Genomic DNA, 18,490 nt, shown 5'->3' with positions numbered 1-18,490 from the left:
CTCGGCTTCTTCACCCGGGTCGCCCCCTGCATGGACCATCCCGGCTTCCGCGGCCGGATCGAGCGGGCGCTGGAGGGCGGCACGCTGGACGTGGAGTTCGGCTGGACCGGCGATTTCGGCGATGCCGGGCGCAGCCTGCGCATCCGGGCGCAGTCGGCCACCGGCGGCGGCCTCTGGCTCTTTCTGCTGCGCGAAGAGGATTGATACCGGCCTGCAGAAGTCGCGACTTCTGCAGGCCGGTATCGCGCGCAGGGTTGGTGTGGCGGCTGCGCGCCGATCGTAAAACCATACCGGTCAGCATTTCTGCTGGCCGGTATGACCAGGCGGCGAGGGTCGCAGGACGGGGGGTCGCAACGCCGGCGCGACGGGCCAGATGATGGGTGGTTCCACCGCTCAGGACATGGCCGCGACAGCATGGCGAATACCGGAACGGCGCTGGAAGTCCTGGAGGCGCGGGCGGGGGAGGTGGCCCGGCTGCTGCGGCTGCTGGCGCACGAGAAGAGGCTGCTGGTCCTCTGCCACCTCGCGGGCGGCCGGGAGATGAACGTCTCCGAACTCGTCCGGGCGGTCGGGCTGTCGCAATCGGCGCTGTCGCAGCACCTTGCCTTGCTGCGGGAGGATGGCCTGGTCACCACCAGGCGGGAGGCGCAGACCATCTGGTACCGGTTGGCCGATTCCAGGGCGGCCCGGCTGGTGGAGGTCCTCCGCGACCTCTATTGCCCGCCGGAGGACTGACGGCCCCGGCACCCCTCCGGCTTCGCCGCGTCCTCTCCGCGCGCCTCAGCGGGAGGCGGACTGGCTCCGCAGCTCCCGCGCCCGGGCGAGGACCTTGTCCTCGAGCTCCGAATTGGTGGCGATGGAGACCGGGCTGTCCACCCATTGCCCGCGGTCGAGCGTCTGGCGGAAGACCTGCACGCGGACGCCGTCCGAGCGGAGCTGGCGGCCGAGCACATAGGCCTGGGCGCGGAAGCGCTCGTTCGTCGCGCCGGGCGGGGAGTACCAATCGGTGATGATGGTCCCGCCGAAGGGATCGGCCGAGGCGAGCGGCATGAAGGACAGGGTGTCCAGCGTGGCCCGCCAGAGGAAGGCGTTCACCGAGAGACCGGTGCCGCTGGCCGCGGCCTCTCGCGCCTCCCGGTTCTTGTCCACGCCGAAGATGACCAGGCCGGCATCGGCGCCGCGCGGGCGGTTGCGGGCGACGCTGCCGCGGTAGTCGCCATACTCGTCGTTGCTGACGAGGCGCTGGTTGGAGTCGCCGCAGGCGGCCAGCAGCGGCAGGGCGAGGGCGACGGCGGCGAGGGCGGGCTTCATGGCGGTCCGAGATATCTCCAAGCGGGCGGCCCGATCAAGGGGAGGGTGAACACGAAACTTATCATGACAGAACAATAAGAGAGGGCGGCGGATCGCTCCGCCGCCCCCCTAAGCTCAGATCCCCTGCGCCGATCAGAAGGCGAGGCGGGTGCCCAGGATGAAGACGTTCGCCGTGGTGCGGTCCTGCACGCCGGCGCGCGAGCTGTCGAGGTCGCGGCCGCGCTCGGCGACGGTGAACTTCGACCACTCCGCCACGATGTCGAGGCCCGGGGCGAGGCGGTAGTTGCCGCCGATGCCGTAGCCGAGGCGGCGCATCAGGCCGGCACCGGCCGGGTTCGGGCTCGTCACGAGCACGCCATTGGTATAGCCGTAGGCCGTGCGGCTCGCGCCCTCGACGGTCTGGAACTGCCAGTTGCCGCCGAAGGTGAAGGGCCCGACGGTGTAGCTGGCGCCAGCGAAGAGCTGGTCCATCGGCCGGTCGCCCTTCATCGCGTTGCCCCAGAAGAAGTTCGACTGGCCGTGCTCGTACTGCGCGCCGACCGTCAGGCCGTAGGCGGTGGCCTGGGCGCCGAACTGCCAGACGCCGAGCGGCTGGAAGACCGCGCGCTGGACGTTGAGCGGGGAGAGTTCCTTCGCCGCGCCCGAGCCGACATAGCCGCCGGTGAACGAGAGGCCGACGCCGGCGAGGCTGCCGCGCCAACGCAGCGCGCCCTGGTACTCGTTGCGGCGGACCGCCTGCTCCGGACCCGCGGCGGCGATGCCGAAGTTGGAGGCGCCGGTGAAGGCATAGGCGCTGTCGCACCAGCCGGAGGACTGGTTGGAGGGGCAGCCCGTATCCTCGCCCACGCCGTAGTTGAAGGCGAAGGAGGCGCCGAAGTCGAAGCCGAAGAACTGCGGCGACAGGTAGATGATCTTGGTGTTGTCGCCGAGGCCGCCCGGGGAGGTGGTGGTGCGGGTGCTGGCCTGGCGGGTGACGAAGGACTCGCGGTCGCCGTAGATGCCGCCGGTGCCGAAGTTGGTGATGACACCCGAGTTCATCAGGCCGCCGACCGGGCCGTCCTCGTCACCGAAGCGGATCTGGCCCCAGGTGGGGGAGGCGATGAAGGTGTACCACTCGTCGATCGAGGCCGTCGTCTTGCCCGTGCTGGCGCGCTGCTGGACGATGTTGCGGCCTTCCTGCTGGTTGAAGGCGATCTCGATCACCGCACCGTAGGACAGGCCGTTCGCCGTCTTGCCGTTGACGAAGACATGCACCTCGCCATCGGTCGAGAAGTCGTTCTTCGACAGGCGGCCCACTTCGCCGGCGCCGGCGGTGCTGGTGGCGCTGGTGACGCCGAGCGACTCGGTGGTCGGCACGTTCACGCCGCCGACGGCGGTGTTCGACTGCGTCAGGTTGCCGCCCTGGCCGTTGGTGTTGTTGGCGAGGCCGGACGGCGTCGTCGAGTTGCGGCCGGACTGCTGCGTGTAGCCGTAATAGGCCCGGAAGAAGCCGCCGATACGGACGGTCGGGGCTTCCTGCGCCGCCGCGAAGGACGGGGCCAGGAGCGCCGCGCCGACCACCGCGGTCGTGCCCAGCAGAATCTTACGCATCTCAATCCTCCTCACGCGCCGGCCGGACCGGCAGTTTCCCCGACCCACCTGCCCCCTGACAGGAAGCCAACCCCCGCTTCAGGCGATCGCCATGGACGGATGCATTCGGGTCCCGGCCAACTATGGTGCAGCGGAACAATTGCCGGCAACCGCCCGCGCGCATTGACCGCGACTTCGCCGAAACACTGTGGCGGGCTGGCCACATGCGTGTGATGCGGACCAGTTACGTGCCGGGCGCGTAACCCGCCCGCCATCCGGCGGGCCTCAGCCTGCGCCGGAGTGCCGCCCGGGCGATGCGCCGGCCAGGGCGCCGATGGCGGCGAAGCCCGCCGTCCGGCGCGGCAGCCGGGCGGCGCCGGCGCCGTCGAGCCCGCCCAGCGCCACCACCGGCCGCCCGGCCCGGCGCACCAGGGCCATCCAGCGGAAGGGGCCGAGCGCCGGCGCCCCCGGATGGCTCGCGGTCGGGAAGACCGGTGAGAGCAGCACCGCATCGACGCCAAGGCGCCGCGCCCGCGCGAGCCCGGCCCGGCCATGCGCCGCCGCGGTCAGCAGCAGGCGCCGCCGCCGGCGGGCGAGCAGGAAGGGCAGCAGCCCCGCGCTGCCGCGGCGCTCCGGCAGGTGCAGCCCGGCACCATGGCGCAGCGCGCCGCGGCCATCGCCGGCCACCAGCAGCACCAGGCGCCGCCGCCGGGCAAGGGCGGCGAGGCCGGCGGTGACCGCGGGTGCCAGGCCGCGCGCCAGCACCGCCGCGCCGCGCGGCAGGCGGGCGGCGGCCGTCCGCGGGTCCGGCAGCCGGACGGGGTCGCCGAGCAGCCAGAGGCGGGGCAGCCCCGGAGGCGGCTTGAGGCGGCGCGCCGCGCCCTCTAGCGTCCGCATCCCATGACCCCCGCCGAAGACATCGCGCTCAACCTCGCCCGCCTGCGGGAGAGGATCGCCGAGGCCACCGCCCGCGCCAACCGCCCGGCCGGCTCGGTCACGCTCGTCGCCGTCTCCAAGACCCATCCGGCGGAGGCGGTCGTCGCCGCCCTCGGCGCCGGCCAGCGGGTGTTCGGGGAGAACCGGGTGCAGGAGGCCGCGACGAAGTTCCCTGGCCTGCGGCCGGACTGGCCGGATCTCCGGCTGCATGTCATCGGCGCGCTGCAGACCAACAAGGCGCGCGAGGCCGTGCGGATCGCCGACGCGATCGAGAGCCTGGACCGGCCGAAGCTGGCGGCGGCGCTGGCCGAGGCCATGGCGAAGGAGGCCCGGCGGCCGGAGGTGCTGGTGCAGGTGAATGTGGGGGAGGAGCCGCAGAAGGCCGGCATCCCGCCGGCCGAGACCGACGCCTTCCTGCGCGAATGCCTCGAGGTCCACGGCCTGCCGGTGAGCGGCCTGATGTGCATCCCGCCCGCCGAGGGCGACCCGCGGCGTCACTTCACATGGCTGGCCGAGCGCGCGGCCCGGCACGGGCTGCCCGTGGTCTCGATGGGCATGAGCGGCGATTTCGAGGCGGCGATCGCCTGCGGCGCGACGCATGTGCGCGTGGGGTCGGCGATCTTCGGGACACGGGGGTAGGGCGGGCCGGCGCGGGGCGGAGGCGCCCAGACGGCCGATGCGGGACGCCCCGGTGCGCGCCCGGCGCCGGGGCCTGCCGCCTCAGCGCCGCTGCTGCTGCAGCCCGATGCCGCCGCCCGGCGGCAGGGGCTGCGGGTTCAGCGTGTTCAGCATCCCCGGGCTGGTCAGGATGCCGCGGCTGAACAGCTTCTCCGGCGGCGGCTCGGGCGGCAGGGGCTGCGGGTTCAGCATGGCATAGCCGCCGCGGCCCGCCGGGACGAACTGGTTGCCGGCGGCGAGGGACGGGGCGGTGCCGAGGGCGAGGAGCGCGGCGGCGAGGGCGAGGCGGAGCATGGGACAGGTCCTTTCGGCAGGTGGCGGCCCATCCTGCCGCGGCCTGGCCCCGCCGCCGTGGCCTGCGCCACAGGCGCGGCGCTTTTCCGCCCCGTCAGGCCCGGCCGGCCAGCGGGCGATCCTGCGGCGCGGTCCCAACCTTCGGGTCAGGCGCCATGCTCGACTTGAACATCAACAGCACGCCGCAGGCGAGGAAGCAGGCGACCGCGGGCTCGGCCAACCGCAGGGCGGCGAAGCCGAGCCCGGCCAGGACGAGCAGGCCGGCGACGACGAAGGCATTCTGCAGGATGCGCGTGAACAGGGCTTCCATGATCCGGAATCCTCCCCTTGCGAAGTTCTTGCCTGGACATGGCCGGATCGTAATCCGACCGCGCGCACCCTGCCCCTCGCGCGCGCCGCGGTCCAGCGGAATCGAAAGGGTTCAGCCCGCCTGCACCTCGATCGCGGTGAGGCCGGCCGTCAGCGCCGCCCGCAGGTCGCGCTCGGGCAGCGCGATGCAGCCCTCGGTCGGGGCCAGGTCCGGCCGGGCGAGGTGGAGGAAGATGGCGCTGCCCCGCCCCCGCACCACCGGATCGTCGTTCCAGCCCAGCACGCCGATGAGGTCGTAGAGCGCATCCTCGCGCCAGAGATGCTCGTGCCGGGCCGGATGGGGCAGCCGGACCCGGCGGTTGTAGGCGGCATCGGCCGGGTCGTCGCACCAGCCATCCGTCGGCGAGAGCGGCTCGACCGGCACCCGGCAGGCCGGCGCCGCGAGGCGGTCGGCGCGGTAGAGCAGCCGGCGGAGCGGCAGCAGGCCGACCGGCGTCGCCCCGTCCCCCTCCCGCTTGTCGGCGCGGATCCCGCCCTTGCCGAGGGCGCAGCGCCAAGCCTGCGGCCCGAGGCGGAGGATCCCTTCCGGCCCCACCGTGGCGCGGCCGGGATCGGGCGGTGGCATCAGGCCAGCAGATGCCCGAAGCGCCGGGCCTTGGTCTCGAGATAGCCGTCGTTCACCCCGTTGGGGGCGAAGGCATGCGCCACCCGCCCCTCCACGGCGATGCCGCAGGCGGCGAGCGCGGCCAGCTTCTCCGGGTTGTTGGTCAGCAGCCGCACCCGGCCGATGCCGAGCTGGCGCAGCATGGTGGCGGCAACCAGGAAATTGCGCTCATCCGCGCCCCAGCCCAGCGCCCGGTTGGCGTCCAGCGTGTCGAGCCCGGCATCCTGCAGCGCATAGGCGCGGAGCTTGTTGACGAGGCCGATGCCCCGCCCCTCCTGCGCGAGGTAGAGCAGCACCCCCGCGCCCTCCGCCGCCATGCGGCCGATGGCGCCCTGCAATTGCGGGCCGCAGTCGCAGCGGAGAGACCCCAGCAGGTCACCCGTAAAACATTCGGAATGCATGCGGGCGAGGGGGGCCTCCTGCGCCTCCGGCCGGCCGACCAGGATGGCCAGGTGCTCGATCCCGCCATCGGCGGCGCGGAAGGCGACGATGCGGGCATCGGGCGCTGCCTCGAGCGGCACGGCGGCCTCGGCGACCTTGCGCAGGCTGGTCGCGGCGGTGGCGGGATAGGCGAGGACCTGCGCCGCCTCCACCGAGAGCAGGTCCTGGCGCAGCAGGCCCGGCCCCTCCCGCGCCGGGGCGGCGACGAGGGCGGGCAGCAGCCGGCCGAGCTTGGCGAGGGCGAGGGCGGCCGCGGCGCCGGCGGGGACGGGCACCCGCTCGGGCCGCGTGCCCTCGGGCAGCAGCCGCTCCGCGGTCGGGTCGGCGAGGCTGCGCAGCGCCGCGGGGTCGAGCAGCCCGGGCGGCAGGCGGAGCGCGACCGCGCTGGCCTCCGCCCCCTGGACCGGGCGCAGCGCCGGGGTGGGCGCGACCGCGGCAGCGCGGGCGGGGGCGAGCAGCAGGACCGGCGGCGTGCGGGCCGCCGCGGCGAGTTCCGCGAGGCCACGGGCCCCGACCGCCTCGGCCGCGGCGACGACCAGCGGTTGCTCGCCGCCGCGCAGCAGGACGGGCGTGCCCCGCCGCAGCTCGGAGGCAGCCCGGTGGACGGCGCGGAGCGCGAGCGCCGCAGCGTCCGGGATCGCCGGCGATGCAACGGCAGAGGTATCGGAGGGCACTGGGATCGTCATGCTCACGACTGTAGGTCCTACGCCAGGGCATGGCGCGCCCCGAATGTGGCACCGAAACGGCGCCTGACAGGAGGGTGAACGAAATAAACGAGAGCCGTACCCGCTTGCGCCACCCGGGGCTGCAAACCCATGTGGGGTCTTGACAGCACTGCCCCAGCTTCGCCATCGGGCTAGGCTAGTTGCGTTGGCCGATTCGCATACACAATCCCCGGAGAAGGCATGGCCGGTCCGCGCCCCCTGCTGATCGTCGATGACGACGCCGCGCTGCGCGCGACGCTCGCGGAGCAGTTGTCGCTCGACGGCGAGTTCGCACCGGAGGAGGCGGGCACCGCCTCCGAGGCCGAGGAGATGCTGACCACCGGCCAGGCCCGCTTCGACGCCGTGCTGCTCGATATCGGCCTGCCGGACGGCGACGGGCGGGAGCTCTGCGCCCGGCTGCGGCGGCAGGGGCTGAAGATCCCGATCATCATGCTGACCGGCGCGGATGCCGAGGCCGATGTGGTCCGCGGCCTCGATGCCGGGGCCAATGACTACATCGCCAAGCCCTTCCGGCTGAACGAGCTGCTGGCCCGGCTGCGCGCCCAGCTCCGCGTCTTCGACAATTCGGAGGACGCGGTCTTCATCATCGGTCCCTATTCCTTCCGCCCCTCCGCCAAGCTGCTGATGGAGCCGGCGCGCAACCGGAAGATCCGGCTGACGGAGAAGGAGAGCGCGATCCTGAAATACCTCTACCGCGCCGGCGGGCGGCCGGTGGGGCGGCAGGTCCTGCTGAACGAGGTCTGGGGCTACAACAGCGCGGTCACCACCCATACGCTGGAGACGCATATCTACCGTCTCCGGCAGAAGATCGAGCCGGATCCCAGCAACGCCCGGCTGCTGCTGACCGAGGGCGGCGGCTACCGGCTGGACCCGGCGGCGGGCCAGGCGGCGGCCTGAGGCGCGCCAAACATACAAGGCACGCCGACGACCGAGGCGCCGGACGGCCCGGGAGTCTGGGCCGGTCCGCCCGACACCCGGGGCGCCGCCTGCATAGCGCGGGCCCTGGCATGTCCGCGAGGGGCTGCCTGGGTCCTGGTGCGGACGCGACGCCCGGGGGATCTGCTCAGGCCGCGACGGGGTGCTGCCGCAGCCGCTCATAGGCGGCGCGGACCAGCGCGGGGCCGTGCCGGCGCTCCAGCCGGCGGACGGTGAAATGCGCCCGGGCGATGGCCCGGAAATGCTCGAGGAAGGCGAGGTTGATCGCCGCGCCGCCGGCCGCGCCCACCACCGGCGCCGCCTGGGCCGAGAGCTTGAGGGCCACGGGCGCCCCGAAGCGCGCGGCGATGGCCCCGAGGAAGCCGGGCAGGAATTGCGCCACGCCGCGGCCGACCGCGGTCTGCACCGCCTCGGCCAGCGCCAGGCGGAGCGCGAAATAGCCGCTCTCCGCCTCGTCGTCCGAGGGGCTGCGGCCGCCGAGGGCGAAGACCTTCAGGCATTCGGCCTGCACCTGCGGATCCGTCAGGTCCTCCCCCTGCTCGGCGGCGATGGCGGCGACCTGGCGCAGCAGCAGGGTGGTCGAGACCGGCAGTTCCGCCAGCGTGCCCACCAGGCCGAGGGCGCCCCCCGCGGCGCCGGAGGCGGCGAGCAGCCCGCGATGCAGCCATTCCTTCGGCAGGCGTCCCGGCCGGCGGTCCGGGCCGCTGCGGAGCGCGGCCTGCATCGCCGCCCCGAGGGCGCGGCGCACGGCGCCGTCCAGGCCGCGCTGCGCGACCTCCGGCAGGCGGCGCTTCAGCGCCTCGACCGAGCCGCCGACCAGCGCGGCGAGGCGGACGGGCAGCGAGGTGCCCTCCAACACCACCACGGCGGCGTCGAGCTCGGCGAGCGCCTCGGCGGGCAGGGCGGGGGTGGGGAGGCTGCGGTCGGTGTCGCTCATGGCGGGGGATCAACCCGTGGCTGCGGCGGGAGTTCGCCTGCCGGAAGGATGGGGATGCCGCGCCCGCCTGTCACTGCAACGTGACGGGGCCTGTGCGCTCCGGCACAGCCGCTGCCGTCGTACCGTTGCATAGCCGCGCCCGCAACATGGTGCCGGCCAGGGCCGGCGGTTTCAGGGAGAAGAGGCATGGCCGTCCAGGCACTCGGCTATCTCGGTCTCGGCGTGGCGCAGCCCGGGGCCTGGTCCGACTTCGCGACGCGCGAGCTTGGCCTGCAGGCGGTGGACCGCGGCGGCGGCTACCGGGCCTTCCGCATGGACGACCGCAAGCAGCGCCTGCTGGTGGACAGCGCCTGGGCGGAGGGCGAGTACCTGCTGGGCTGGGAGGTCGCCGATGCCGCGGCGCTGGAGGCGCTGGCGGCGCGGCTGGAGGCCGCCGGCACGCCTGTCCGCTGGGAGGGCCGGGCGCTCGCGGACCAGCGTTGCGTCGCCGGGCTGATCAGCTTCCAGGACCCCGCCGGCAACCGGCTGGAGGCCTTCCATGGTGGGCAGGTGGCGGATGAGCCCTTCCGGCCCGGCCGCGACATCGCCGGCTTCCGCGCCGGGCCGCTCGGCATGGGGCATGTGCTGTTGATGGTGCCGCAGCTCGGCCCGGCGCTGGAGTTCTACTGCGGCCTGCTGGGCTTCAAGGTGAGCGACTACATGCGCGGCCCGGTCTCGGCCTATTTCCTGCACGTCAATGCCCGCCACCATACCCTAGCCCTGGTGGAGGGGCCGCAGCGGATGCTGCACCACCTGATGATGGAGCTCTACGCCTTCGACGATGTCGGCCGCGCCTATGACATGGTCTCGGCCGACCCGGCGCGGGTGGCGGCGACGCTGGGGCGGCACCCGAACGACCTGATGACCTCCTTCTACATGCGCACGCCCTCGCCCATCCTGGTCGAGTATGGCTGGGGCGGGCGGGAGGTGGACGACGCCACCTGGCAGCCGGAGGAGCTGACGAGCCTCGGCAGCCTCTGGGGCCACAAGGGGCTGTTCGACGCGCTGGGCGGCGACGGCCCGATGCCGGCCGAGCCGCCGCCCTTCATGCGCCCGGCCTTCCCGCGGGCGCCGCTGCAGGTGATGGAGGGCAATTACCAGCGGATGGCGGGCGTCTGCCCCTGGTGGGACGCGGCGCGGGCGGCGGAGTAGAGCGGGTCGCGGACGGGCGTGCACGTCCGGGAGCGTGACTCCGCTGCAGCGGGTCAGCCGCGGGTGCGGGTGTTGTCGCGCAGCCAGGCGGCGAAGCCCTCCTCGGGGAGGTCGCCGGCGGCGAGGTCGAAGACAGCGGCGATCGCCTCGCCTTCCGCCAAATCGGGGACGAGGCCGTTCAGCTCGAGAAAGACGACGGCGGCGATGAAGGCCGTGCGCTTGTTGCCATCCGCGAAGGGGTGGTTGCGCACGATCCCGCCGGCATAGCTCGCTGCCAGCCGGCACAGGTCGCTCTCCCCCTCATAGGCCTGGAGGTTCCGGGGGCGGGCGAGGGCGCTCTCCAGCAGGCCGGGGTCGCGCAGGCCTTCCAGCCCGCCATGCTCCGCGAGCGCCGCCCGGTGCAGGAGCCGCAGGACCTGGTCGTCGAGCCAAACCGGCTCGCTGCTCACTTCGCCAGTTCGCGCAGCACGTTGCGGTACTTCCGCATCACCTCGCGGCCGATGCGGAGCTGCTCCTGCTGGTCCGGGGTGAGCCGGGACAGGGTGAGGCCCTCCGGAGTCTCCACTGCATGCAGCGTGTCGCCCTCCTGCAAGTCGAGGCGCGAGAGCAGCTCCTTCGGTAGCACCACGCCCACCGAGTTCCCGATCGCGCGCAGCTTCAGCGTGGCCATGGTGATCATCCCCAGGTTGGCACAGGCGTTATAACGCCTGTGCCGCCGGGCTGTCCACAAGTCTGTTATAACATCCGTGCTACAGGATGTACCGGCTCAGATCCGCGCTGCCTGCCAGCGGCGCCACCTTCTCCTGCACATAGGCGGCGTCCACCGGCACCCGCTCGCCCGGGCGGTCGCTGGCGGTGAAGCTGATCTCCTCCAGCAGCCGCTCCATCACCGTCGCCAGGCGCCGCGCGCCGATATTCTCGACCTTGGCGTTGATGTCGGCGGCAAGGTCGGCGATGGCGTCCACCGCGTCGCCCCCCACCTCGAGTGTCACGCCCTCCGTCCCCAGCAGCGCGACATACTGCTTGATCAGGCTGTGCTCCGGCTCGGTCAGGATGCGGCGGAAGTCGTCGCGCGTGAGCGCCGAGAGCTCGACGCGGATCGGCAGGCGACCCTGCAGCTCCGGCAGCAGGTCCGACGGCTTGCTCAGGTGGAAGGCACCGGAGGCGATGAAGAGAATGTGGTCGGTCTTCACCGGGCCATGCTTGGTGGTAACCGTCGTGCCCTCGATCAGCGGCAGCAGGTCGCGCTGCACGCCCTCCCGGCTCACATCGCCGCCGCGCACGCCGTTGTCGGATCCCCGCGCGATCTTGTCGATCTCGTCGAGGAAGACAATGCCGTTGTTCTCGGCATTGGCGACGGCGGAGCGCGTCAGCTCCTCCTGGTCCACCAGCTTGTCGGCCTCGTCCTTCAGCAGGACCTGCCGTGCCTCGGCCACCGTCATCTTGCGCGGCTTGGTGCGGCCGCCGAACATCTTGCCGAGCATCTCCTGCATGTTCTGCATCTGGATGCCCTGGTTGCCCGGCAGGTCGATCATGCCGATCGGCAGGCCGCCGCCCGCATCGGCCACCTGCACCTCGATCTCGCGGCCCTCGAGGCTGCCCTCGCGCAGCATGCGGCGGAACTTCATCCGCGTCTCGCCGGAGGCGCCCTCGCCCACCAGCGCCGTCACCAGCCGCTCCTCGGCGGCCAGCTCCGCCTTGGCCTGCACGCCCTTGCGCGACTGTTCCCGCGTCTGGGTGATGGAGACCTCGACCAGGTCGCGGACGATGCTCTCGACGTCGCGGCCGACATAGCCGACCTCGGTGAACTTGGTCGCCTCCACCTTCAGGAAGGGAGCATTGGCGAGCTTGGCCAGGCGGCGGGCGATCTCGGTCTTGCCGCAGCCGGTCGGGCCGATCATCAGGATGTTCTTCGGCACCACCTCCTCGCGCAGGCCCTCCGGCAGTTGCTGCCGGCGCCAGCGGTTGCGCAGCGCGATGGCGACGGCGCGCTTGGCGTCCTTCTGCCCGACGATGTAGCGGTCGAGCTCGGAGACGATCTCGCGCGGGGAGAGGTTGACGGCTTCGACGGCCATTACGCGGTTTCCAGGGTTTCGAGGACGATGTTGCCGTTGGTGTAGACGCAGATGTCGCCGGCGATCCGCATGGCGCGGCGGCAGATCTCCTCGGCCGAGAGGTCGTCGACGGGCAGCAGGGCGCGGGCGGCGGCGAGCGCGTAATTGCCGCCCGAGCCGATGCCGATCACCGCATCCTCCGGCTCCAGCACGTCGCCCTGGCCGGTCAGCAGCAGGGAGCGGCGGGAATCGGCGACCGCCAGCAGCGCCTCCAGCCGGCGGAGGTAGCGGTCGGAGCGCCAGTCCTTGGCGAGCTCGACGCAGGCGCGCTCGAGCTGGTCGGGGAAGCGCTCGAGCTTGGCCTCCAGCCGCTCGAGCAGGGTGAAGGCATCGGCGGTCGCGCCGGCGAAGCCCGCCAGCACGCGGCCATTGGCGATGCGGCGGACCTTGCGGGCATTGCCCTTGACCACGGTCTGGCCGAGCGAGACCTGGCCGTCGCCCGCCATGGCGACGAGGCCGCCCTTGCGGACCGAGAGGATGGTGGTGCCGTGCCAGCCGAGGGGGTCATGCCCCTGCGGGGCATGCGAATGCGTGTGCATCCGGCGGATGTGGCCACGGGCCGCGCGGCCCGCAATGCCCCCGTCCGGCGGGCTGGCCGCGCCGCCCGATCCATTTACGGTTTAACATTCGCTGCGATGCGGCAACCCAAACCCAGGAATGCCGCGAGCATGACCTCCCGTGACACGGCGAAGCCCGGCTTCGCCCTGACCATCCGTGCCAGTCTCCTCGCCGCGCTGGCCTGCCTGGCCGCCTTCGGCATGGCGGCGCTCGGCTGGCAGTCCGCCGCGGACTGGCAGGAATTGCGGCTCGCCCGCGCCGGCGAGGCGGCCAATGCCGGCGCCAACCGGTTCGTCGCCGGGGTGCTCGAGGTGCTGCTGGAGCGCCTGGCGACCAACAACGCCCTGCAGGCGGCAAATCCGGCCAGCGTGGAAGCCCGCCAGGAGATCGAGCGCCGGCGCACCGCGGTGCGGGAGAGCTTCCTGCCCGGCCGGGCGGCGCTGGCGACCGCTGCCTTCCCCGGACGGGAGGCGCTGCTGGCCGAGCTCGACACCGCCCTGGTCCGCGCCGAGGAGATGCGCCGGCGCGCCGATGCGGCGCTGCCGCAGCCGCGCGAGGCCCGCGACCCGGCGCTGCTCAAGGACTACCTCCCGACCATCACCGCCTCGGTCAATGCCGCGCTCAGGCTCTGGTACGCCGCGGTGCACGCGATCGCCGGCCAGGACCCGGTCCTCGCCCGCCTCGCCGTGATCAAAGAGCTGGGCTGGCGGCTGCGCGAGACCTCGGGCATCGAACGCTCCGACGCCGCCGCCGCCATCGCCGCCGGCCGGCCGCTCGCCCCGGAGAAGCTGGCCTCCAATGCCGCCAACCGGACGCGCGTCGACCTGCTGTGGGACGAGCTGCGCAACCTCGTCCCGGAGGCGGACCAGGCGGTCGACCCCGCGCTGCGCGCCGCCATGGCCGAGGGCCGCCGCGGGTATTTCGAGGATTTCCGCGCCCTGGTCGACCGCATGGTGGCCGCCGGTGCGGCCGCGCCCGGCGGCCAGTACCCGATGGCGGCGCCCGCCTTCGTCGCCACCACCAATCCGCAGATCGACGCGCTGCTCGGGATCATGCACGCCGCCGGGCGGGTCAGCGAGGCGCGGGCCGCGGCGCTGGTCGCCGACCACCGGGTCAGCCTCACCATCGCCCTCGCCCTGCTCGCCCTCAGCCTGGCGGTCACCGGCGCGGCGGGCTGGGTCGTCATCGGCCGCGTCGCCCGGCCGCTGCGGCGGCTGGAACTGGCCACGGAGCAGCTCGCGGCCGGCAATCTCGGTGCCGCGATCCCGGGTGCCGCCCGGCAGGACGAGGTCGGCCGCCTCGCCGCCGCCATCCTGGTGCTGCGCGCGGGCCTGGCCGAGAAGGCGCGGATGGAGGCCGAGCAGGCCGGCGCCCAGGCCCGGGCCGAGGCGGAGACGCGCGCCGCGGTCCGGCACATGGCCGAACAGGTCGAGACCACCGCCCGCAGCGCCGTGGCCGACATCAACCAGCGCACCACGGCGATGATGGCGGATGCCGGCGCCCTGGCCGAGATGGCCGGCGGCATCGCCCGCAGCGCCGCCCTGGTCACCGCCACCACGGAGCAGGTGCTGGCCGATACCCAGGCCGGCGCCGCCTCGGCCGAGCAACTCGCCACCAGCATCCGCCAGGTGACCGCCCAGGTGGATGGCGCGACGGCCGCCGCGCGCCGGGCGGTGGCCCGCACCGAAGCCAGCCAGGCCCGGATCGCCAGCCTCTCCGAGGCGGCCGCCCGGATCGCCGATGTCCTGCGGCTGATCACCGACATCGCCGGCCGGACCAACCTCCTCGCCCTCAATGCGACGATCGAGGCGGCGCGGGCCGGCGAGGCGGGCAAGGGCTTCACCGTGGTCGCCACCGAGGTCAAGGCGCTCGCCAGCCAGACCGCCGCGGCGACCGAGGAGATCGCCCGCCAGGTGCAGGAGATCGGCGAGGCTACCACCGGCACCATCGCCGCGGTCGGCGAGATCGCGGCGGCCATCCGCGAGACCGACGCCGCCTCCGCCACCATCGCCACGGTCATGCAGCACCAGGCCGATGCGACGAGCGAGATCGCCCAGACGGTGGCGCGCACCGCCGCCGCCGCCCGTGAAGTGACCGGCCAGATCCGCACCGTGAGCACCGCGGTGGCCAGCGCCGGCGAGCGGGCGAACTCGGTCCGCGAGGCCGCCGTCGCGGCCGAGGGCGCCTCCAGCGCCCTGCAGACCGCGATCGTGCGCCTCATCCGCGGCGCGAGCCCGGAGACCGACCGCCGCCTCGCGCCGCGCTATCCCGGGCAGGGACGGCGGGCGCAGCTCGATCCCGCCGCGCCGGGCCGGCCGCCGCTGGTCGGGGAGATCGGCGACATCTCGGCCAGTGGCGCGGCGCTGCTGCTGCCGGCCGGCAGCCAGCCGCCGCAACCGGGCGAGCGGGCGAGCCTGCGAATCGACGGGGTCGGCCTGCCGGTGCCGGTGACCGCCGCGGGCCTCGACGCGGCGGGGGTGGAGGGCAGCCTCCGGCTGCGGCTCCGCTTCGATGCCCCCGATCCTGCCGTGACGGCGGCGCTGACCGCCTGCCTCGGCCCGGCCGGGGCGGCACGCGCGGCCGCCTGAGCCATCCTCCCGCGGCCTGGCTCTCGCCAAGGCCGAGGGAGGCGGCTACATCCCGGCCATGGACGCTCCAGGCACCCGCGCGCCGACTCCGCCACGCCAGGCGACCATCGACCGCCGCACCGCCGAGACCGCCATCCACGCGGAATTGCTGCTCGACGGCACCGGCCAGGTCCAGGTGGCCACCGGCATCGGCTTCCTCGACCACATGCTGACCGCGCTCGGCCGGCACGCCCTCTTCGACCTCGTGGTCGAGGCCAAGGGCGACCTGCATATCGACTTCCACCACACGACGGAGGATGTCGGCATCGTCCTCGGCCAGTGCCTGCGGAAGGCGCTGGGCGACAAGCGCGGCATCCGGCGCTACGGCCAGGCGCTGATCCCGATGGACGAGGCGCTGGCCGAGGCGGCAATCGACATCTCCGGCCGCCCCTTCCTCGCCTGGTCCGTCCCCTTCGCCCGCGACAAGGTGGGGGAGATGGACACGGAACTATTCGAGGAGTTCTTCCGCGCCTTCGCCTTCAATGCCGGCATCACCCTGCATGTGGCCTTGAAGGCGGGTACCAACGCGCACCATGTCGCCGAGGCCTGCTTCAAGGCGCTGGCCCGGAGCCTCCGCATGGCGGTGGAGACGGATCCGCGCTCCCCTGATGCGGTGCCCTCCACGAAGGGGGTCCTGGAGGCCTGATGCGCATCTGGACCGTCCACCTGCCGCGCGGCGCAGGCGACGCCGCGCGATCCCGGCATGCGCCCGTGCTCGTGCCGGAAGGCTTCGCCTGGGGCGCCTTCCTCCTCGCCCTGCCCTGGCTGCTCTGGCACAGGCTCTGGCTTGAGGCGGTCGCCTATATCGGCATCGTCCTGCTGCTGGCCGCCCTGGTGCCCGAGGAGGCGGCCTTCCCCATCGCCCTCGCGCTGCAATTCCTGCTCGGCGCCCATGCCCGGGACCTGCGCCGCGCCGCGCTGGCCCGGCAGGGCCGCCCCGCCGCGCATGTCCTCGCCGCGCCGGACGAGGACCTCGCGCTCGCGCGGCTGCTCGACGCCCGGCCAGAGCTTGCCCGAGGGCTCCGCGCATGAGCGCGCCGATGCGCATCGCCGTGGTCGATCCCGGCTCGGGCAATCTCGCCTCGGTGCTGCGGGCGCTCGACCGCGCGGCCGCCGATGCCGGCATCCCCATCGCCGCCGCCGTCACCACGGAGGCGGCGGAGGCGGCGGCGGCCGACCGCCTGATCCTGCCGGGCCAGGGCGCCTTCGCCGCCTGCATGCGCGGCCTGACGGCGCTGCCCGGCATGGTGGCGACCCTGGAACGCCGGGTCGCCGCAGGCACGCCGCTGCTCGGCATCTGCGTCGGGATGCAGATCATGGCCGAGCGTGGGCTCGAGCACGGCGTGACGCCCGGCCTCGGCTGGATCCGGGGGGAGATGGCGCCGATGGCCCCGAAGGGGCCGGACGGCGCCCCGCTGCCGCTGCCGCAGATGGGCTGGAACACGCTGGACTTCCCGGCGGGCCGGCACCCGCTTCTTGCGGGAATTTCTCCCGGCGAGCACGCCTATTTCGTGCATTCCTATGCCCTGAGCGGCTATCATGCCGAGGAGGTGCTGGCGACCACCGATTACGGCGGACCGGTCGTCGCCATCGTCGGGCGCGGCAACATCGCCGGCACGCAATTCCACGTGGAAAAGAGCGCCTCCGTGGGTCTTCGCATCCTCGCCAACTTCCTCCGGTGGACCCCATGAGCATGAAGGAGCTCACGGACCCGCCGGTCATCCGCGAGCCCGAGCTGTCGGTCGAGCGCGTCACCGAGCTCGACGACCACGACATGGCGGAGCTCTGCGAGGCGACGGATGCCGCCATCATCGAGGGCGGCGGCTTCGGCTGGATCGAGCCGCAGGGCCGCGCCGCGCTGCAGCGCCATTTCCGCGGCGTCATGCTGGTGCCGGAGCGCGAGCTGTTCATCGCCCGGCTCGACGGCCTGGTGGTCGGCAGCGCGCAGCTCGTCCGGCCGCCCCGGAACAACGAGGCGCAGGCCTTCGGCGCCACCCTCACCCACGCCTATATCGCGCCCTATGCCCGCGGCCATGGCCTGGCACGGTTGATGATCCGGCGCGTCGAGGAGCGCGCCGCCTCCCTCGGCCACCGGGTCGTGAACCTCGATGTGCGGGAGACGCAGACCACCGCCATATCGCTCTTCGAGACCCTCGGCTATGAGCGCTGGGGCACGCACCCCGCCTATGCCCGGGTGAACGGGCGCACGGTCGCCGGGCACTACTACTACAAGCTTCTGGAGCCCGGCCGCGGCCGCAGCACCGGGAAGGTGATGGGTCGCTAGTGTCCCCTGCCCTGACCGCGAACCCCGCAGCCATCGGCTGCGGTCGCCGCGGACCGGCAGGCCACTGACAACAAAGGCTGGTGGCGCGATCCGAAGGGCGCCGCTGCTGGCGGCAAACTTCGGAATCGGGACGCTGGTCCAATGGCATTGACGCTCTATCCCGCCATCGACCTCAAGGGCGGGCAGGTGGTCCGCCTCAAGCGCGGCGACATGTCCAAGGCGACGGTCTATTCCTCCGAGCCCGGGGCGCAAGCGCGGCGCTTCGCCGCGCTCGGCTTTCCCTGGATCCATGTGGTGGACCTCGACGGCGCCTTCGCCGGCCGCCCGGCCAATGCCGCGGCGGTGGAGACGATCCTCGCCGCCATCCCCGGCGTGCCCGTCCAGCTCGGCGGCGGCATCCGCAAGATGGAGACGGTGGAGGCCTGGCTTGACCGCGGGGTGCGCCGCGTCATCCTCGGCTCCGCCGCGGTGAAGGACCCCGACTTCGCCAAGGCCGCCTGCCGGACCTGGCCCGGCCGCGTCGCGGTGGGCATCGATGCGCGCGGCGGGCTGGTCGCCACCGAAGGCTGGGCGGAGGTCAGCACCGTGCCGGCCACCGACCTGGCCCGGAGCTTCGAGGATGCCGGCGCCGCCGCCATCATCTACACCGATATCGAGCGGGACGGGATGCTGGGCGGGGTGAACCTGGAGGCGACGCTGGCGCTGGCGCGCGCGGTGAAGCTGCCGGTCATCGCCTCGGGCGGCGTCGCCTCGCTGAACGACCTCGCGGCGCTGTCGGGCGTGACGGGCGAGGGGATCGAGGGCGTGATCATCGGCCGCGCCCTCTATGACGGCCGCATCGACCCCGCGGCGGCGCTGGCGCTGGTGCAGCAGCGATAGGGCACCGGCTGCCCCCGGCTTGAGGGCGGCCCGCCGC

At 73.3% G+C, this 18,490-nt stretch carries 23 protein-coding genes; 11 read left to right on the top strand and 12 right to left on the bottom strand.

What is annotated here, in order from left to right:
* Nucleotides 1–204 (top strand): hypothetical protein (locus tag Q7A36_RS21120; protein ID WP_305105721.1); only part of this gene is annotated, 204 nt, incomplete at its 5' end.
* Nucleotides 205–414: 210 nt separating this feature from the next.
* A complete protein-coding gene (locus Q7A36_RS21115) occupies nt 415–735 on the top strand; it encodes an ArsR/SmtB family transcription factor (protein ID WP_305105720.1) in 321 nt (106 codons plus the stop codon).
* A gap of 45 nt (nt 736–780) precedes the next feature.
* Here Q7A36_RS21115 and Q7A36_RS21110 read toward each other — a convergent pair whose 3' ends face one another.
* From Q7A36_RS21110 to Q7A36_RS21100, 3 genes are all read right to left on the bottom strand, one after another.
* Nucleotides 781–1,311, bottom strand: coding sequence for a DUF3576 domain-containing protein (locus tag Q7A36_RS21110; protein ID WP_305105719.1), 531 nt, complete (start codon nt 1,309–1,311; stop codon nt 781–783).
* 132 nt (nt 1,312–1,443) lie between these two features.
* Nucleotides 1,444–2,901 carry a porin family protein gene (locus Q7A36_RS21105; protein ID WP_305105718.1) on the bottom strand — a complete coding sequence of 486 codons (1,458 nt, stop codon included), beginning with the start codon at nt 2,899–2,901 and terminating at the stop codon, nt 1,444–1,446.
* 264 nt (nt 2,902–3,165) lie between these two features.
* On the bottom strand, nt 3,166–3,777 hold the full coding sequence (locus Q7A36_RS21100; RefSeq protein ID WP_305105717.1) for a thiamine phosphate synthase: 612 nt from the start codon (nt 3,775–3,777) through the stop codon (nt 3,166–3,168).
* Nucleotides 3,778–3,780: 3 nt separating this feature from the next.
* On the opposite strand from Q7A36_RS21100, the gene Q7A36_RS21095 reads away from it, so the two are divergent.
* Nucleotides 3,781–4,455, top strand: coding sequence for a YggS family pyridoxal phosphate-dependent enzyme (locus tag Q7A36_RS21095; RefSeq protein WP_305105716.1), 675 nt, complete (start codon nt 3,781–3,783; stop codon nt 4,453–4,455).
* 81 nt (nt 4,456–4,536) lie between these two features.
* On the opposite strand, the gene Q7A36_RS21090 is transcribed toward Q7A36_RS21095, so the two are convergent.
* From Q7A36_RS21090 to ribA, 4 genes are all read right to left on the bottom strand, one after another.
* The gene (locus Q7A36_RS21090; protein ID WP_305105715.1) at nt 4,537–4,788 is read right to left on the bottom strand and encodes a hypothetical protein; all 252 of its coding nucleotides are present in this window, start codon (nt 4,786–4,788) and stop codon (nt 4,537–4,539) included.
* 94 nt (nt 4,789–4,882) lie between these two features.
* Nucleotides 4,883–5,098 (bottom strand): hypothetical protein, encoded by a 216-nt coding sequence (locus Q7A36_RS21085; RefSeq protein ID WP_305105714.1) that lies wholly within the window; start codon nt 5,096–5,098, stop codon nt 4,883–4,885.
* A gap of 111 nt (nt 5,099–5,209) precedes the next feature.
* The gene (locus Q7A36_RS21080; RefSeq protein WP_305105713.1) at nt 5,210–5,722 is read right to left on the bottom strand and encodes a L,D-transpeptidase family protein; all 513 of its coding nucleotides are present in this window, start codon (nt 5,720–5,722) and stop codon (nt 5,210–5,212) included.
* Nucleotides 5,722–6,888 (bottom strand): GTP cyclohydrolase II, encoded by a 1,167-nt coding sequence (gene ribA / locus Q7A36_RS21075; protein WP_305105726.1) that lies wholly within the window; start codon nt 6,886–6,888, stop codon nt 5,722–5,724. Before ribA ends, Q7A36_RS21080 begins: the two co-directional genes overlap by 1 nt.
* Before the next feature lie 219 nt (nt 6,889–7,107).
* Here ribA and Q7A36_RS21070 point away from each other — a divergent pair, with 219 nt between their 5' ends.
* Complete coding sequence (locus Q7A36_RS21070) at nt 7,108–7,824, top strand: response regulator transcription factor (RefSeq protein WP_305105712.1); 717 nt, start codon at nt 7,108–7,110, stop codon at nt 7,822–7,824.
* Between the two features lie 166 nt (nt 7,825–7,990).
* Here Q7A36_RS21070 and Q7A36_RS21065 read toward each other — a convergent pair whose 3' ends face one another.
* Nucleotides 7,991–8,800 carry an EcsC family protein gene (locus Q7A36_RS21065; protein ID WP_305105711.1) on the bottom strand — a complete coding sequence of 270 codons (810 nt, stop codon included), beginning with the start codon at nt 8,798–8,800 and terminating at the stop codon, nt 7,991–7,993.
* A 186-nt stretch (nt 8,801–8,986) separates the two neighbouring features.
* On the opposite strand from Q7A36_RS21065, the gene Q7A36_RS21060 reads away from it, so the two are divergent.
* The gene (locus Q7A36_RS21060) at nt 8,987–9,991 is read left to right on the top strand and encodes a VOC family protein (RefSeq protein WP_305105710.1); all 1,005 of its coding nucleotides are present in this window, start codon (nt 8,987–8,989) and stop codon (nt 9,989–9,991) included.
* A 53-nt stretch (nt 9,992–10,044) separates the two neighbouring features.
* Here the strand turns inward: Q7A36_RS21060 and Q7A36_RS21055 are convergent, their stop codons facing one another.
* From Q7A36_RS21055 to hslV, 4 genes are all read right to left on the bottom strand, one after another.
* Complete coding sequence (locus tag Q7A36_RS21055; protein WP_305105709.1) at nt 10,045–10,440, bottom strand: type II toxin-antitoxin system death-on-curing family toxin; 396 nt, start codon at nt 10,438–10,440, stop codon at nt 10,045–10,047.
* Nucleotides 10,437–10,661 (bottom strand): AbrB/MazE/SpoVT family DNA-binding domain-containing protein, encoded by a 225-nt coding sequence (locus Q7A36_RS21050; RefSeq protein ID WP_305105708.1) that lies wholly within the window; start codon nt 10,659–10,661, stop codon nt 10,437–10,439. Before Q7A36_RS21050 ends, Q7A36_RS21055 begins: the two co-directional genes overlap by 4 nt.
* A 79-nt stretch (nt 10,662–10,740) precedes the next feature.
* Complete coding sequence (hslU, locus tag Q7A36_RS21045; RefSeq protein WP_305105707.1) at nt 10,741–12,066, bottom strand: ATP-dependent protease ATPase subunit HslU; 1,326 nt, start codon at nt 12,064–12,066, stop codon at nt 10,741–10,743.
* A complete protein-coding gene (hslV, locus tag Q7A36_RS21040; RefSeq protein WP_305105706.1) occupies nt 12,066–12,644 on the bottom strand; it encodes an ATP-dependent protease subunit HslV in 579 nt (192 codons plus the stop codon). The genes hslU and hslV overlap by 1 nt, the downstream gene beginning before the upstream one ends.
* A 129-nt stretch (nt 12,645–12,773) precedes the next feature.
* Between hslV and Q7A36_RS21035 the strand changes: the two genes are divergently transcribed.
* The 6 genes from Q7A36_RS21035 (at nt 12,774) to hisA (ending at nt 18,453) form a co-directional block, all read left to right on the top strand.
* A complete protein-coding gene (locus tag Q7A36_RS21035) occupies nt 12,774–15,251 on the top strand; it encodes a methyl-accepting chemotaxis protein (RefSeq protein ID WP_305105705.1) in 2,478 nt (825 codons plus the stop codon).
* Between the two features lie 58 nt (nt 15,252–15,309).
* The gene (gene hisB / locus Q7A36_RS21030; RefSeq protein WP_305105704.1) at nt 15,310–15,936 is read left to right on the top strand and encodes an imidazoleglycerol-phosphate dehydratase HisB; all 627 of its coding nucleotides are present in this window, start codon (nt 15,310–15,312) and stop codon (nt 15,934–15,936) included.
* Nucleotides 15,936–16,322, top strand: a complete 387-nt coding sequence (locus tag Q7A36_RS21025; protein WP_305105703.1) for a DUF2628 domain-containing protein — start codon at nt 15,936–15,938, stop codon at nt 16,320–16,322. Before hisB ends, Q7A36_RS21025 begins: the two co-directional genes overlap by 1 nt.
* Before the next feature lie 8 nt (nt 16,323–16,330).
* Nucleotides 16,331–16,981 (top strand): imidazole glycerol phosphate synthase subunit HisH, encoded by a 651-nt coding sequence (gene hisH / locus Q7A36_RS21020; protein ID WP_305105725.1) that lies wholly within the window; start codon nt 16,331–16,333, stop codon nt 16,979–16,981.
* 2 nt (nt 16,982–16,983) lie between these two features.
* Nucleotides 16,984–17,574 carry a GNAT family N-acetyltransferase gene (locus tag Q7A36_RS21015; protein ID WP_305105702.1) on the top strand — a complete coding sequence of 197 codons (591 nt, stop codon included), beginning with the start codon at nt 16,984–16,986 and terminating at the stop codon, nt 17,572–17,574.
* A 141-nt stretch (nt 17,575–17,715) separates the two neighbouring features.
* Nucleotides 17,716–18,453 carry a 1-(5-phosphoribosyl)-5-[(5-phosphoribosylamino)methylideneamino]imidazole-4-carboxamide isomerase gene (gene hisA / locus Q7A36_RS21010; RefSeq protein ID WP_456306818.1) on the top strand — a complete coding sequence of 246 codons (738 nt, stop codon included), beginning with the start codon at nt 17,716–17,718 and terminating at the stop codon, nt 18,451–18,453.
* Nucleotides 18,454–18,490: the final 37 nt, after the last annotated feature.

Source organism: Paracraurococcus lichenis (genome assembly GCF_030657435.1).
GTDB classification, from domain to species: domain Bacteria; phylum Pseudomonadota; class Alphaproteobacteria; order Acetobacterales; family Acetobacteraceae; genus Paracraurococcus; species Paracraurococcus lichenis.
Note: the sequence above shows the minus strand (reverse complement) of the source record. Positions and strands in the feature narration are given on the sequence as shown.